The sequence below is a fragment of the Maridesulfovibrio sp. genome (genome assembly GCF_965230075.1).
GTDB lineage: Bacteria > Desulfobacterota > Desulfovibrionia > Desulfovibrionales > Desulfovibrionaceae > Maridesulfovibrio.
This window is the reverse complement of record NZ_OZ245945.1, coordinates 2,958,372-2,972,515: the sequence shown is the minus strand read 5'-3', so window position 1 is coordinate 2,972,515 and position 14,144 is coordinate 2,958,372. Positions and strand designations below refer to the sequence as shown.

Sequence of the window (14,144 nt, the reverse complement as noted above, 5' to 3'; positions counted from 1 at the left end):
ATTGTCAGGTCTAGGCGGCTCTTCGGGTCGGTTTTGTAAGCCTGATGTAAACTGAGGAGGATCCCATGAACATTTCACGGCGAGGGTTCATGAAACTTGCGGGCGTTGGTGTCGCAAGTATCGGTATGAGCCAGCTGGGACTCGATCTCTCCCCGACGCAGGCTTATGCTGCCGGGTTGAAGATCAAGGGTGCGAAGGAAGTGATCTCCATCTGTCCGTTCTGTTCGGTCAGCTGTCACTTTATCGCCCATGTCAAGGACGGAAAGATTGTCAGCACTGAAGGTGACCCGGATTATCCGGTCAGTGAAGGTGCTCTCTGTGCTAAGGGTGCGGCTATGCTCGCCATGCATAACAGTCACCACCGCATTGAGAAACCCCTGTACCGTGCTCCTTACAGCACTAAATGGGAAGAAAAGAGCTGGGATTTCGTGCTTGACCGCATTGCCCGGCGCGTAAAGGAAACACGTGATGCGGACTTCAAACGGTTCAACGCCAAGGGCCAGGAAGTCAACCGTGTAGAATCAATTTTCCATCTTGGTACATCACAGATGGATAACGAGGAGTGTGCAGTCGTCCATCAGGGTGTACGCGGCCTCGGCCTGGTGCATTTTGATCACCAGGCACGTATCTGACACAGCGCAACAGTTGCGGCTCTGGCAGAGTCGTTCGGGCGCGGTGCGATGACCAACCACTGGTGCGATATTGAAAATGCGGACTCTATCCTGATTATCGGTAGTAACGCCGCAGAGCACCATCCTATCTCCTTCAAATGGGTATTGCGGGCCAAGGACAAAGGTGCCTCGGTTATGCATGTTGACCCCAAATTCTCCCGAACTTCCGCAAGGTGTGATTTCCACGTCCCCTTGAGATCGGGAACCGATATTGCCTTCATGGGCGGTATGATCAACTATGTCCTGAATAACAATCTGTTCTTCAAGGAATACGTTGCCAATTATACCAACGCAGCCTTCATCGTCGGTAAGGATTTCAAGTTCACTAAAGGACTTTTCTCCGGTTACGACAAGAAGTCGCGTAAATATGACAAATCCAAATGGGCTTTTGAGCTGGATAAAGACGGTGTACCCAAGCGCGATGAATCCTTGAAGGATTCCCGCTGTGTATTCCAGCTGCTTAAGAAGCACTACTCACGTTACTCCCTGTCCAACGTATCCAAGACCACAGGTGTTTCCAAGGATAACCTGATCAAAGTCTACAAGGAATTCGCTTCCACAGGTAAGAAAGATAAGTCCGGTACCATCATGTACGCACTGGGCTGGACCCAGCATACAGTTGGTGTACAGAACATCCGTTCCAGTGCCATCCTGCAGCTCCTGCTTGGTAACATCGGTGTAGCAGGTGGCGGTATCAACGCCCTGCGCGGTGAGCCTAACGTACAGGGGTCCACTGACCATTGTATCCTTTGGCATATTCTGCCCGGATACCTGCCTATGCCAAAAGCCAGTATGGGTTCTTATGAAGAATACGTGGAGAAAACCACCCCGATTTCCCACGATCCTCAAAGTGCCAACTGGTGGCAGCATAAGCCCAAGTACATGGCATCCCTGCTCAAGGCCTGGCGCGGTGATAATGCTTCCGTAGATAACGGCTTCGGTTACCAGATGCTGCCCAAGGCAGACGACGGTGAAGATTACTCCTACATCTACATCTTTGACCGCATGTACAAAGGTGAGATCAAGGGTGGTTTTGCTTTCGGAACCAACCCGGCCATGAGTGTGCCTAACTCCAACAAGACCCGTAAGGCTCTTGATAATCTCGATTGGCTGGTTGTGGGTGAAATCCACCACACCGAGACTTCCGAGAACTGGCACCGCCCCGGCGTTGATCCTACCCAGAACAAGACTGAGGTCTTCCTGTTGCCTTCCGCCCAGCGTGCGGAAAAAGCCGGCTCCATCTCCAACAGTGGCCGCTGGCTGCTCTGGCACTATGAAGCCTGCCGTCCCATGGGCGAATCCAAGAGCATGGGTGAAATGTATGTGGATATCATCAACCACGTACGCCGTCTCTATAATAAAGAGAACGGAACCTACCCCGAACCTTTGCTTTCCCTTGACTGGCCTGCCTATTACGATGCCGAAGATATGGCCCAGCGCATCAACGGCCGTTTCACCAAGGATGTGGAATTCAAGGGCAAGAAGTACAAAAAAGGCCAGCAGGTACCTTCCTTCGTTGCTCTGGCAGACGATGGTTCCACATCTTCCTTTAACTGGCTCTACGCAGGCAGTTACACTGAGGAAGGCGGAAACAAAGCCAAGCGCCGCAGTCTGGAACAGACTCCCATGCAGGCCAAGATCAATCTCTACCCCAACTATGCATGGTGCTGGCCGGTTAACCGCCGTATCCTTTACAACCGTGCATCCGTAGACCTTAACGGTAAGCCTTATGCTCCTGAAAAGGCTGTTATCGAATGGAACGGTTCCAAGTGGGAAGGCGATATTCCTGATGGCGGATGGCCGCCGAACGCGACCGGTAAGGGCCGCTATCCCTTCATCATGCGTAAGGAAGGTCACGGGCAGCTTTACGGTCCCGGTCGTCAGGATGGTCCTTTCCCCGAGCATTACGAGCCGGTGGAAACTCCCATTAAGAGCCATCCTTTCTCTCGTCAGCTCAGCAGCCCGGTTTACAAGCGTGTGTTCAGTGACATGGACAAGCTTGCTAAGCCTGCTGATGATCGTTTCCCCATCGTACTCACCACTTACAGTCTGACCGAGCACTGGTGCGGTGGCGGTGATACTAGAAACACCCCGGTATTACTGGAAGCTGAACCTCAGCTCTACGTGGAAATGAGTCCTGAACTAGCCAAGGAAAAGGGCATTGAAAACGGCGATCCGGTTATCGTTGAAAGTATCCGCGGAAAGGTTGAAGCCATCGCCATGGTTACTGTGCGTATGACTCCGTTTGAAATCAAGGGCGATACCGTCCACGAAGTCGGTATGCCTTTCTGCTTCGGCTGGACCAGTAAAGGTTGCGGTGATGCCACCAACCGCCTCACCCCGGCTGTCGGTGACCCCAACACCACCATTCCCGAGTACAAGGCCTGTCTGGTGAACGTTCGCAAAGCGAAAAAGCTCACCGAGATTGAAGAGTAACCTGCAACCAAGGAGTAAAACATGCCTAAAGCATTCTTTGTAGATACCTCCAGATGTACGGCTTGCCGCGGTTGCCAGGTTGCCTGTAAGGAATGGCACGATCTGCCCGCAGTAGAAACCAAGCAGCGCGGTTCTCATCAGAACCCGCCGGACTTGAACCCCTTTAACTACAAATTGGTCCGTTTCAGCGAGCATCGCATCAACGGTAAGGTCGAGTGGTACTTCTTCCCTGACCAGTGCCGCCACTGCGATGTGCCTCCCTGCAAGGACATTGCCGATGCATACGTCACTGGTGCGGTCATTAAGGATGAAGATACCGGAGCGGTTATCTTTACCGACCAGACCAAGCGTCTTGCTGCTGATGAGTGTCAGGAAATAACCGAAGCGTGTCCCTACAACATTCCGCGCCGTAATACCGGTACCGGAATGCTGACCAAGTGCGATATGTGTATTGACCGCCAGCAGGCCGGACTCGTACCTGTTTGTGTCAAGACCTGTCCTACCGGCACCATGAACTTCGGTGAACGTGAAGAAATGGTCGCTCTGGCTGAAAAAGCTCTTGAGCGGGTCAAGAAAGACTATCCTAATGCAGAAGTTATTGACGCTGACGAAGTTAATGTCATCTATCTGGTGCAGGATAAACCTGAACTCTATTACGAGTATGTTACCGCAGACGCTTCCGGCGTCGGCAACGGCGTAACTCGCAAAGAGTTTCTCGCTAATCTCGCCAAGCCTGCAAAACGCATGTTTGGATAATTAGTAGCACAATAGGCCTCCGGCGGCCCTGCCGGGGGCCTTAAACCCTTTTGAAAAAGGGTTTAAGAATCCCAAAATATTTTATTAGGGCTTTGCCGTTTTGACGGTAATTTTCAGATAAATTTCGATTTTCAGGAGCATGAATATAATGACCAAGTCCAATAAGAAAAAACGTGACGTTCAGGCTGGGCTTCTTGCTTTGCGTAAGAAAATGCCTGCCTTAGAAAATATTTTTGATGCTTTCGGGCCGTTGGTTATTGCTCTGGGAAAAGCAGATAATCTTTTGGCGGATTGGAATGGCTATAAAATCCCGGAAGCATATGCCCCGCGCTTTGAGCAGGGGGTTGCGCTGCTGGCAGATATGGAACTGCCGGAGCTTGGCGATAAGTACCGAGAAGTGTTTATGCTGGTTGCTGGGGCAGTTTCAGAAGGACTGCCTGCTATTTCCAAGCAGGTGGATGAGATCGTCGTCGCAGTGGGTGAAGTTGAAAATTTTAATGATCTTGCCAAGGCTCTTTGGGATGAGGACGGCAAGCTGCTGCGTTCCTTGATTGAAGAGTGGAAGATTGATGATCAGACTTTGGCCTTTATCGGAACCATGGCCCTTAAACCGTTCATGACCCGCATGGAGCCTGATGCAGCCAAGGCCATTGAGAATATGGCTTGGCATAAGGGATATTGTCCGGTCTGCGGCACTTTCCCCGATTTGGCCCTGCTCAAGAAATCAGGTGATGACAATGCCTATCTCAAGTCACACGGCGGTCAGCGCTGGCTGCACTGTTCCTGTTGCGGGCACGAATGGCGTTTCAAGCGCAATACTTGTCCATGGTGTGAAAATGAGGATATTGAGAAACTTAGATATCTGCAGGCCGAGGAGCGTAATAACGAGCGTGTGGATGTCTGTGAATCCTGCAAGCATTACTTCGTAACCATCGACACCCGTGAACTCACGGACCAGCCAGACCCGCGTGTGGCACCGCTGGGGCTTGTTCATCTTGATATTCACGCGCAGGAAAAGGATTACCAACCTTTGGCTGAGACTCCTTGGAATGTGTTGTAGACTTTGTCGGAAAATGAAATGAGAAGCCGCCGCATCCTGTAAGGTTGCGGCGGCTTTGTCGTGTGTTAATTTTTATTTTTAGGGATCGTTTGTACTATTTTCTCTAGCTTGCCATTTTTCCGGATTATATCGATGCCCTTTTGAAGCTTGGCTACTACATGATCTTCTGTGTCATTATTAAAGGCAAAGTAAATTTCACCTAAGTCCAGTACATATAGCTCTTTTAAGCTTTTCCAGACCCTTTTTTTGCCTTTCAGAGTATGGTAAACTACATTCTCGTTTTCCAGTACTATATCAACTCTTTTTCTTTCCAATTTTTCAAGCATCGAAGAAGCTTCGTTAGATGTGTCCAACTTGTTTTCTGGAAATCCTTCCTGCTTAAGTATTTGGTGTCCAATGCCTTGTCTTGCTGTTGTTATGGAATATCTTTTGAGGTCTTCCATACTATTAATCTCTATCCCATGATTATCTGAGTAGAATGTCAGAGTGGCATTTGTTATCGGTCCTGCCCATTTGAATTTATTTTCCCTAAATTCATTCCTGACTGTACTGAAAAGGCATGTATTCGGTGTTCTCAGTGCTGTTTTATATCCCCTTGCCCAAGGGTATAGTTTTATTTTTTCTGGTGAATATTTTATCCCTACGGCATTAAGGGCTTCTAATAACACTCTGACGCTAATTCCTTTTAGCATATTGTTTTCTTTATAGTTATATGGCGGAAGGTGCTCTGTAATAAAGAAAGTGTTTTCCAAAGATTGAGACATTGCTGTCCCGGATAGAAAAGTAAAAAGCAGTATTGTGCAGGTAAATATCTTTTTCAGCATGTTAGCCCTCATATGCTGAATTGTAGCGCAGATTCTTAATAAATTGAATAGGCTCTTTTTAGGGTTCAATATGGGGGAGGTTTTGTGTGTGCCGTCAGTTGCTTCTTGCTGGTAATTTGCTGAGAATCTTATCGAGCTTTCCATTTTTCCGGATAATATTCAGCCCTTCCTGAAGTCTGGATACGACAGAGTCATCTGTTTCTTTGTTAAAAGCAAAGTATAGTTGTCCGAAATTAAGGGTGTAGTATTTATTGAATGTTGAGCTGTTAATTTTTTTGTTTTCCAATACTTGATAAATTACATTGTCACTCTCCAGGAGGAAATCAACTCTGTTTCTTTTTATTTTTTCAACCATGGTTGAGATGTCGGCAGATAGGTCTATATGTTTATCGGAAAATCCTTCCCGTTTTAGGATTTGATGGCCAATGCCTTCTCTGATTGTTGTTACGGAGTATTTCTTTATTTCTTCCAGATTGTCGATTTTAAATCCATTTTTGTTAGATATGAAGATCAGATTAACGTCTGCGATTGGACCTACCCATTTAAAATTTTTTTCGCGTACGTCGGTTCTTACCGTACTGAAGAGACATGTGTTTGGAATTTTAAGAGTCGTTTTGAAGCCTCTTGCCCATGGGTAGACACGAATTGTGTTTGCAGGTTGTTCAATTCCGACAGCATCAAGGGCTGCATCTAAAATTTGGACGCTGGCGCCTGTCAGCTTACCGTTTTCAGTATAGTTATATGGAGGGAGCTCTTCGGTGATGAAAATTGTATTACGTAGCGAGTGCGCGGCTGCAGAACCAGTCATGGCTATGAGCAGTACTAGGGTAAAGATGAGAATTTTTTTGCGCATGGAACGTCCTTTCACTGGAAAACGATAGTTTAGAGATATATTAAACGGTCAAGATTGGTGGTTCAACATGCAATTTCATTCCCCGCAATCAAATCCGCAAGAGTTACTTTTCTCCCATCCGTATCATCAAGTTTCAGCAGGTAAATGCAATTCCAACAGCCATCCCACAAGCAGTCAGCTTGTGGCGGATCGGCAAGTCTTTTGCGGAAGTTATCCGTCTCGCCGACATAAAGCATATTGACCTTGAACCCGGCCCGGTGCCCCCGTGGGTGCGTATAGGCGAGGATGTAGATTCCGCCGTATTCAGGAATAGGGCGGGTTTTGGCGAATATGCCGAAGTGGTGTTTTTCGCCGGATTTGCCGGAGAATAGCCATTCTTTTTGTTTGAACATGTTTCAGCGCTTCTACGTGGGTATTTTGTGAAAAAGTTTAGATTTTATCTAAAGATAGTGCCTTTTATTCCGATTATATTTGTGTCGGTTAATGTGTCTCATTTTACACAATGAAATTGTTAAGGAGAAACAATGAAAAAAGCAATGAAGATTGTACAGGCACTGGCAATGGTTCTGCTGATGAGCGGCGGGGCGATGGCGCAGGGTACTTTTGTGCCGCAGGGCGGTATAACCGTTCCGGGAATTGTCTATATGAACATAAGTTCAACTAATCAGATGTTGCCCAGAATTATATTAACCAACATTACGGGTGAGACAATTAAGTGCAAAGTAAGAGTGTATGACCATGACGATGTTGATCTCACTCATCTTAGTAAAGTTGTTAAAGGCGGACAGGGTAGTTTCCCGACAGTAGTCTCTGGAACTGGGGATTTTGAAATTCCGGCTCACAGTACACGTTTGTACTGGATGATGCCTTGCTCCGGAATTAAAAGGACAGCAGGATATGCTACCATTGAGTGGTCTGCGGATGATTCGAAACTACGTAAAGCTTTGATCGGATCGATTTGGAGAGTTCGCTCTTGGACTGGTGGCGGTACAGATGTTAATGACCCTCTGAACAATTCCCAGCCTTTCTAGTCAGATTTAATAATCTAACCAACCCCGCACCCCTGAACCGGAGCTTACTTACATTTCGGTTCAGGGGTGTTGTCTTGTGAGTGGTTCCGATTTGAAATTTATTTAGGCATTGCAGCACGCAGGTCGTTGACCATGCCGCCGATATTCTCTGCGCCGACAATTTCGGTAACGAGAGCCACGCATTTTGCGCCCCGGTTCATGACTTCGGCAATGTTGTGCTCTTTGATGCCGCCGATGGCTACGAAGGGGATATCTATATTTTTGACTACCCAGTCGAGGTATTCAAAGCCTACCGGATCAACTACATCGTCTTTGGTATAGGTTTTGAAGATCGGACCTACGCCGATGTAATCCACACCAGCTTCCACGGCAGCGAGGGCTTCTTCGGGAGCGTGGGTGGAGAGGCCGATAGCCATTTCATCACCAATGAGCTTACGCACTGCATGTACCGGGAAATCCTCCTGCCCGATGTGGATGCCGTCCGCTTCAACCATCATGGCGAGGTCGATGTCGTCATTGACGATGAAGGCGGCTCCGGCTTCGCGGGTCATGCGGCGGATTTCCATGCATTCTTCGTATTTCTGACCGGACTTGATCTCCTTCTCACGGTACTGGATCAGCTTGATTCCGCTGTCCAGCATCTCGCGGACAACTTCGATATTGGAGCGGCCCTTGGAAAATTTCAGGGCGGTCAGGCAGTAGATATCGGTATCAAGGATGTTCTGGCGGGTGATTTTTCTGGTGCTCATTAGTTATCCCTATTTGTCTTCTTGGAATTTGTTCATGTAATGGCTGAGTACAATGTCGGACTGTTTGGCGGCGCAGATTGCCACTCTCGGTGAAAAGGGCGGGGTCTCTTCGTTGCACTCGGTTTTCATGTCCCCGACAATGTAGAAGCTGTCACGGATCTTGCGAGTTTTGATCTCATCCGTGTTGCCCGCGCCGCCCATGCCTGAGGCAGTGACCAGCAGCTTGCCCGTGGACAGAAAGGCTTCCACCATTGCTTTTTTGGCTGTGGGATCATCAAAGGCTTCAATGATGACATCGCAGCTGTCGAAAAGTTCATGCACGTTCTCGCGGCTTACTGCGGCCTTATGGGCAGTGATGTCGAGGTCCGGGTTGATGGATTTCAGGTTTTCGCAGAGAGCTTCGACCTTGCTTTTGCCTAGTTGTTCCATGAAATAGAATTGGCGGTTGAGGTTTGATTCCTCAATGGTGTCAAAGTCGGCAATGGTGAATTGCTTGAATCCGCTGCGCACAAGGTGCATGGCGCAGTTTGACCCCAATCCCCCGGTCCCGGCAATGCCGATGCGGACCGTTTGCAGGTAGCGCAGACAGTCCTCACCGAGATATTTGCTTATGCCTTGTTCCGCGCGGTTCACGATGCTTCCTGCAAGGGATGCCAGTCCTTGAAAACGGGCTGGTAGCCATGTTTGCGGAGTACTGCGCACATTTCGTCTACGCTGCGCTCATCGCTGATGTCGAACTGGCCTACTTTCTCCTCTTCGTCACAAGTGTGTCCGCCTACTTCGGTGGATACTCCTGCGGACATGCGGGTTACGCCCAGCGGGAGGATATTCTCGCGGAAATCAGGTGCCTCGCGGGTGGAAATGGTGATTCCGCAGCGTGGCAGGAAAATGCGTAGGGCCAGCATGTTTTGTACAAGGGCGGTGTCGCTGACGATAGATTTGGGAGTGAAAGCATCGCCCACATGGGTGCGGATGCGCGGCAGTGACACGGCAATGTCCACTTCTGGATATTTGTTCTGCAGGTAGGCGGCGTGGATGCCTGTTTTCAGGGCATCGTGACGCCATTCATCAAGGCCGAGCAGGGCACCGATGTTGACCACGCGCATGCCGGCCTTGCAGGCTCGTTCAGGGGCATCGAGGCGGAAGCGGTAGTCGTGCTTGGGGCCTGCGGGATGCAGTTCCGGGTAAAGCTCTTCGTTGTAGGTTTCCTGAAACATAGTCATGCCGTCCACGCCTGCTTCCACCTGACGGGCGTATTCTTCCTCTGTCATGGCGTAGATCTCAATGGATACGGACGGAAAATGCTTACGCAGGATTTGCACGGCGGATTCTATGTATTCCGGGGATGATTTGGCCCGGGCGTCCCCGGTGAGGATGAGCAGGTGTTTCAGCCCGGTGGCCGCAATGGCCTTGGCTTCTTTTTCCAGTTCTTCCGGTCCCAGCTGGGAACGGGGGATTTTGTTCTTGGTGTTGAAGCCGCAATATACGCACTTATTGGTGCAGAAGTTAGCCATGTACAGCGGGGTGAACAGCTGAATGGTTCTGCCGAAGTGCTGCAAAGTCAGCTGGCTGGCTTTTGCGGCCATTTCCTCGATAAAGGGAACTGCTGCGGGGCTTAACAGGGCAAGAAAGTCTTCGGGGCTTAAAGTTGTCTTGTTAAGAGCGCGCCTGACATCGTGTTCAGTTACAGAGCCGAATTGCTCGGCAAGGGGGGCGTCGTTGTATTCGGCGCAGATGGGATAGAAGCTCATTTTATTTTATCCTTCGTGCAGGAATCCGGTAAGGGGTGAGGAAGCCTTGGCATGGCTGTGTTTTGCTCCGGGACCGGAGAGGCAGGCTTCGCGTCCGGCTTTTACGGCCCGACCGAAAGCCTTAGCCATCATCTTGGGATCGGATGCTGTGGCGATGGCGGTGTTGACCAGACAGGCATCAGCACCCATTTCCATGGCTTCGCAGGCTTCAGAAGGGCGTCCGATTCCGGCATCAACAATGATCGGCAGGTCGATTTCATCAATCAGAATGCGGACCATTTCGCGGGTCTTGAGTCCCCGGTTGGTTCCGATGGGCGCGCCAAGCGGCATGACTGCAGCAGCCCCGGCATCAACCAGTGAACGGGCGATGTACAGGTCTGCGTTCACGTAGGGCAGGACCACGAATCCTTCCTTGGCGAGGATTTCGGTTGCCTTGGCGGTCTCGTAGCCGTCGGGGAGCAGGTATTTGTTGTCGGAAATTACTTCGATCTTGATCCAGTTACCGCAGCCCATGGCCTTGGCAAGGCGGGCGATGCGGACCGCTTCCTCAGCCGTGCGTGCGCCGGAGGTGTTGGGCAGCAGTTGCATGTGCTTGGGAATGAAGTCCATGACGTTTCCGGTGTCGGATTCAAGGTCAACGCGGCGCAGTGCCACAGTGATGATCTGGGAGCCGGAAGCTTCACAGACATCCGGGATTACGGAATCGTCGGCGTATTTGCCTGTTCCGGTCAGCAGGCGGCTTTTGAATTCGAGGCCGCCCAGTTTGAAAATATCGTTGTTCATTGTAATCAACCTCCGCCTACAAAGCGCAGTATTTCGAGGTGGTCCCCGTCATTTATTTGTGTGGAGCCGTAGTTTTCAGCCGGGATGATTTCCATATTGATTTCAACAACCACGGTTTCCGGTGTGAGATTTTTGGATTCCAGCAGTTCGAGGATGGTGATGTTTTCGGCCAGTTCAGCTTCTTTACCGTTCAATTTTACGATCATTTTCACTCCGTAAAAAAAAAGCTCACCACGTAGGGCGAGCGCAACAATAGATATAACAACAGAATCTATGCAGCTTCCCTACGGCGGGATTACCCGCATCAGGTTCGAAGGGACAGGCTATTACGCCATCTCAGCCAGATAAGGCACCCCCAGCTGCGGAAAAGGTTATTCAAAAGCGATGTCCGTGTAAAGAGAAAAAGAAAAAGGGGAACGCATCAGCGCTCCCCTTTGTGATGATTTTACGTTAGCCGGATTTATTTTTTCCCGGCAAAGTACTCGGCATATTTGATAAAGTAGATATGCTCGGCAATGTTGGTGATATGGTCGCCGACACGTTCAAGGCAGCGCATGGTGAAGAGCAGGGAGATGAAGCCCTTTCCTTCGAGGTCTTCAGCTTCCACGCAGTCTTTCATTCCGGTTACACCTTCCTTGAACAGGGCATCGACATTGCTGTCGCTGTGCCAGACGTCGAGGGCTTTCTCTACGCTCAGTTCCTTGAATGCTTCAAGGATGCTTGTCAGCATGGCAGTCAGTTCCTGTCCCATGTGCTGGACATAGCCCAGATGTTGGGCGTGTTCTTCGGCAAATCCGCGCTTTCCCTTCTTGGCAATGCTTTTGGCATAGTCGGCAATGCGCTCAAGGTCAGAGGCGATTTTGCTGGCAGTCAGGACGTAACGAAGATCCGCGGCTTTGGGTTCCATCTTGGTAATGATCATGAGGGACATTTTGTCTACTTCATGTTCAAGGTCGTTGATCTTTTCGTCCATTTTAATGATGGCTTCAGCTTTTTCGGGGTCATTGTCCTCAAAAGTCTTAATAGCCTTGTTCAACTGCTCGAGTGCGAGATTTCCAAGTTCAAGGACAAGTCCCTGAAGGTCGGCAAGTTCCTCTTCATATACTTTTAGAGGGTGGTGCATATCCATATCATTCACTCCTGTGCCCGGACTGGAGGGCTGTTCTTGATTTAAGTGCAGTCTTTTCAAACATGCATAGCTGATAGCGAATACGTTATCTTTGTTACAAAAACATGTCGTCCGTGTTGCGGGGGAGTGGATATGTGGATGTTATCCAGCTACCTGCTGATTTCTCGCCTTGCCAGACCCGGCATATGAACCGAGCACAAAGGCTGTCAGGGAAGCCAGAGTCGTGGGCACAATCGCATGTACCCCGCCCATGGCAGGCTTCATGATGGTCAGCACAATGAAGGTTCCCACGCCGATGACGATAGAGGATATGGCTCCGGTGGAATTGGCTTTATCCCAATACAGCCCGATCACAATGGGGCAGAGGAATGCTGCTTCCAATCCGCCGAAAGCGAAAAGGTTGATCCAGACCAGCAGATCCGGCGGCTCAATAGCAGCAACAAAGACCATCAGTCCCACAACCACGGTACAGATCAGGCTCATCTTTTTGATGCTGACCAGAGTCATGCGTGAGGCATCTCCCTTGAGGCGGTAGTGGATGTAGAGGTCCTTGATGATGGCTGCGGAGACCAGCAGGAGCATGGAGTCCACGGTGGACATGATGGCTGCCAGCGGTCCGGCAATGAATACTCCGGCCCATACCGGGGAGAGCAGTTCCACGATGAGTGAGGGCATAGCCAGATCGCCTGCCGGGAGTTCGGGGAGGATTGCCCGGCCCAGTGTTCCGGCAAGATGGGCGCAAAGGATCATGAAGCCGATAAGTAGGGTTCCGATGATCATGGCGTCATGCATGGCTTTGGAGTCGCGATAGCCCATGCAGCGCTGGGTGGTCTGGGGCAGGCCGAGGATACCGATACCGACCAGCACCCAGAAGGAAAGGGTGAATGGCTGCGGTACTGCATCTTTTGGTCCGGTGGGGGTGATCAGTCCGGGGTCAATGGCTTTGAGGGACTGAATACAGCTTTCCATGCCGCCGCCTGCGTTGATTACCGCCAGCAGGATAACCACCACAGCCACGACCATGACAATGCCCTGAATGGCATCGGTAAGTACCACGGCCCGGAAACCGCCGATGGCGGTGTAAAGAACCACGCTGATCCCGAAGAGTACGAGGCCTATGATGTACGGATATCCGGTCACGGTCTGGAACAGTCTTGCTCCGCCGATGAACTGGGCCAGCATTGCAGCCATGAAAAATACGATCAGGGCCACGGAACAGAGGATAACCACGGCGTCGCTTTTGTAACGGGCGCGCAGGAAGTCGGTGATGGTTACGGAATCAGTCTTACGGGCCATGATGGCGAAGCGCTTGCCGAGGATTCCAAGGGTCAGGAAGGTGGTCGGGACCTGAATCATGGCCAGCAGGACCCAGCTGAGGCCCAGTTTGTAGGCTACGCCTGGACCGCCCACAAAGCTGCTGGCACTGGTGTAGCTGGCGATTATAGTCATTGCCAGCACCATTCCGCCCATGGAGCGTCCACCGATGAAATAATCTTCGATAAAGCCTTTGGAGGATGTTGTGGATTCGGCTTTTTTGCGTGCCCAGAGAGCCACGCCGAATGACATCGCCAGATAAAGAATTACCGGGATGACGGTCATCATTGTATTGTTCATGACTGCTTCTCCTCATTGATCTCGTCAACTTCCTCATCAAGGGGCATATCTTTGAATTTGAATCTGACCAGAGCCCAGAGGAGTACGGTAATGAGCGGGTAGCCCACTATGCAGCTATAGAAGAACCATTCCGGAAGTCCGAATACATATTCATACTGGTCCGGGTCTCCGCTACCCATGCCGTAGGCACAGACGTACCACCAGATAAAGTAAAGGGCGTAAGCGCCAAGAGTGAGCAGGGCTTCTTTGTTGGCCTGCGCAAATCGCCAGTCCTTGGGTTGTTTGTCCATGGTGATTGGCCTCGAGGTGAAAAGTTTATGGTTGCGTGGATTCGGCGTGCTAACGACGCCGCGGCTTGAGTGCCTTATGGAGATGATAAAAGCAAGTTTTTTGTGACAGACCGGAGGTAAGTGATCGTCTAATTCTATTGTTCAGCTAGGTGTCTCAATATTTGATTCAAATTTATGTTATGATATGAGTTGTTTTT

The 14,144-nt window shown here is 50.2% G+C and carries 15 protein-coding genes and 1 riboswitch; of the genes, 4 read left to right on the top strand and 11 right to left on the bottom strand.

Annotated features, from left to right (window positions below):
• Positions 1-65: 65 nt before the first annotated feature.
• The 3 genes from fdnG (at position 66) to ACO05Z_RS13630 (ending at position 4,923) form a co-directional block, all read left to right on the top strand.
• Positions 66-3,107 (top strand): formate dehydrogenase-N subunit alpha, encoded by a 3,042-nt coding sequence (gene fdnG, locus ACO05Z_RS13640; protein ID WP_421902722.1) that lies wholly within the window; start codon positions 66-68, stop codon positions 3,105-3,107.
• Positions 3,108-3,128: 21 nt separating this feature from the next.
• The gene (locus tag ACO05Z_RS13635) at positions 3,129-3,863 is read left to right on the top strand and encodes a 4Fe-4S dicluster domain-containing protein (RefSeq protein ID WP_421902721.1); all 735 of its coding nucleotides are present in this window, start codon (positions 3,129-3,131) and stop codon (positions 3,861-3,863) included.
• Positions 3,864-4,011: 148 nt separating this feature from the next.
• Complete coding sequence (locus ACO05Z_RS13630) at positions 4,012-4,923, top strand: formate dehydrogenase accessory protein FdhE (RefSeq protein ID WP_421902720.1); 912 nt, start codon at positions 4,012-4,014, stop codon at positions 4,921-4,923.
• A gap of 65 nt (positions 4,924-4,988) precedes the next feature.
• Here ACO05Z_RS13630 and ACO05Z_RS13625 read toward each other — a convergent pair whose 3' ends face one another.
• The 3 genes from ACO05Z_RS13625 to ACO05Z_RS13615 all read right to left on the bottom strand — a co-directional run bounded on the left by ACO05Z_RS13625 (position 4,989) and on the right by ACO05Z_RS13615 (position 6,992).
• Positions 4,989-5,747, bottom strand: a complete 759-nt coding sequence (locus ACO05Z_RS13625; protein ID WP_421902719.1) for a substrate-binding periplasmic protein — start codon at positions 5,745-5,747, stop codon at positions 4,989-4,991.
• A 94-nt stretch (positions 5,748-5,841) separates the two neighbouring features.
• Complete coding sequence (locus ACO05Z_RS13620; RefSeq protein WP_421902718.1) at positions 5,842-6,600, bottom strand: substrate-binding periplasmic protein; 759 nt, start codon at positions 6,598-6,600, stop codon at positions 5,842-5,844.
• A 62-nt stretch (positions 6,601-6,662) separates the two neighbouring features.
• The gene (locus ACO05Z_RS13615; protein ID WP_421902717.1) at positions 6,663-6,992 is read right to left on the bottom strand and encodes a hypothetical protein; all 330 of its coding nucleotides are present in this window, start codon (positions 6,990-6,992) and stop codon (positions 6,663-6,665) included.
• A 132-nt stretch (positions 6,993-7,124) separates the two neighbouring features.
• Between ACO05Z_RS13615 and ACO05Z_RS13610 the strand changes: the two genes are divergently transcribed.
• A complete protein-coding gene (locus ACO05Z_RS13610) occupies positions 7,125-7,631 on the top strand; it encodes a hypothetical protein (protein ID WP_421902716.1) in 507 nt (168 codons plus the stop codon).
• Positions 7,632-7,729: 98 nt separating this feature from the next.
• On the opposite strand, the gene thiE is transcribed toward ACO05Z_RS13610, so the two are convergent.
• The 8 genes from thiE to ACO05Z_RS13570 all read right to left on the bottom strand — a co-directional run bounded on the left by thiE (position 7,730) and on the right by ACO05Z_RS13570 (position 13,947).
• On the bottom strand, positions 7,730-8,380 hold the full coding sequence (gene thiE, locus ACO05Z_RS13605) for a thiamine phosphate synthase (RefSeq protein ID WP_421902715.1): 651 nt from the start codon (positions 8,378-8,380) through the stop codon (positions 7,730-7,732).
• A gap of 9 nt (positions 8,381-8,389) precedes the next feature.
• Complete coding sequence (gene thiF / locus ACO05Z_RS13600) at positions 8,390-9,013, bottom strand: sulfur carrier protein ThiS adenylyltransferase ThiF (protein WP_421902714.1); 624 nt, start codon at positions 9,011-9,013, stop codon at positions 8,390-8,392.
• Complete coding sequence (gene thiH, locus ACO05Z_RS13595) at positions 9,010-10,131, bottom strand: 2-iminoacetate synthase ThiH (protein ID WP_421902713.1); 1,122 nt, start codon at positions 10,129-10,131, stop codon at positions 9,010-9,012. Before thiH ends, thiF begins: the two co-directional genes overlap by 4 nt.
• A 6-nt stretch (positions 10,132-10,137) precedes the next feature.
• Positions 10,138-10,914 (bottom strand): thiazole synthase, encoded by a 777-nt coding sequence (locus ACO05Z_RS13590; RefSeq protein WP_421902712.1) that lies wholly within the window; start codon positions 10,912-10,914, stop codon positions 10,138-10,140.
• Positions 10,915-10,919: 5 nt separating this feature from the next.
• Positions 10,920-11,120: a sulfur carrier protein ThiS gene (gene thiS, locus ACO05Z_RS13585; RefSeq protein ID WP_421902711.1), complete on the bottom strand. Its 201-nt coding sequence runs from the start codon at positions 11,118-11,120 to the stop codon at positions 10,920-10,922.
• Positions 11,121-11,178: 58 nt separating this feature from the next.
• Positions 11,179-11,281, bottom strand: a riboswitch (TPP riboswitch).
• Between the two features lie 93 nt (positions 11,282-11,374).
• Positions 11,375-12,043 carry a phosphate signaling complex protein PhoU gene (phoU, locus tag ACO05Z_RS13580; protein ID WP_421902709.1) on the bottom strand — a complete coding sequence of 223 codons (669 nt, stop codon included), beginning with the start codon at positions 12,041-12,043 and terminating at the stop codon, positions 11,375-11,377.
• Between the two features lie 141 nt (positions 12,044-12,184).
• Positions 12,185-13,657: a sodium/pantothenate symporter gene (gene panF / locus ACO05Z_RS13575; protein WP_421902708.1), complete on the bottom strand. Its 1,473-nt coding sequence runs from the start codon at positions 13,655-13,657 to the stop codon at positions 12,185-12,187.
• Positions 13,654-13,947, bottom strand: a complete 294-nt coding sequence (locus tag ACO05Z_RS13570) for a YhdT family protein (RefSeq protein WP_421902707.1) — start codon at positions 13,945-13,947, stop codon at positions 13,654-13,656. The genes panF and ACO05Z_RS13570 overlap by 4 nt, the downstream gene beginning before the upstream one ends.
• Positions 13,948-14,144: the final 197 nt, after the last annotated feature.

What these genes read in the sequence shown, in the direction of transcription:
- thiE (WP_421902715.1), bottom strand. Translation starts at nt 8,380, where the DNA reads ATGAGCACCAGAAAAATCACCCGCCAGAACATCCTTGATACCGATATC.
- ACO05Z_RS13610 (WP_421902716.1), top strand. Translation starts at nt 7,125, where the DNA reads ATGAAAAAAGCAATGAAGATTGTACAGGCACTGGCAATGGTTCTGCTG.
- ACO05Z_RS13630 (WP_421902720.1), top strand. Translation starts at nt 4,012, where the DNA reads ATGACCAAGTCCAATAAGAAAAAACGTGACGTTCAGGCTGGGCTTCTT.
- ACO05Z_RS13625 (WP_421902719.1), bottom strand. Translation starts at nt 5,747, where the DNA reads ATGCTGAAAAAGATATTTACCTGCACAATACTGCTTTTTACTTTTCTA.
- thiH (WP_421902713.1), bottom strand. Translation starts at nt 10,131, where the DNA reads ATGAGCTTCTATCCCATCTGCGCCGAATACAACGACGCCCCCCTTGCC.
- ACO05Z_RS13590 (WP_421902712.1), bottom strand. Translation starts at nt 10,914, where the DNA reads ATGAACAACGATATTTTCAAACTGGGCGGCCTCGAATTCAAAAGCCGC.
- ACO05Z_RS13570 (WP_421902707.1), bottom strand. Translation starts at nt 13,947, where the DNA reads ATGGACAAACAACCCAAGGACTGGCGATTTGCGCAGGCCAACAAAGAA.
- ACO05Z_RS13620 (WP_421902718.1), bottom strand. Translation starts at nt 6,600, where the DNA reads ATGCGCAAAAAAATTCTCATCTTTACCCTAGTACTGCTCATAGCCATG.
- ACO05Z_RS13615 (WP_421902717.1), bottom strand. Translation starts at nt 6,992, where the DNA reads ATGTTCAAACAAAAAGAATGGCTATTCTCCGGCAAATCCGGCGAAAAA.
- panF (WP_421902708.1), bottom strand. Translation starts at nt 13,657, where the DNA reads ATGAACAATACAATGATGACCGTCATCCCGGTAATTCTTTATCTGGCG.
- ACO05Z_RS13635 (WP_421902721.1), top strand. Translation starts at nt 3,129, where the DNA reads ATGCCTAAAGCATTCTTTGTAGATACCTCCAGATGTACGGCTTGCCGC.
- phoU (WP_421902709.1), bottom strand. Translation starts at nt 12,043, where the DNA reads ATGGATATGCACCACCCTCTAAAAGTATATGAAGAGGAACTTGCCGAC.
- thiS (WP_421902711.1), bottom strand. Translation starts at nt 11,120, where the DNA reads ATGATCGTAAAATTGAACGGTAAAGAAGCTGAACTGGCCGAAAACATC.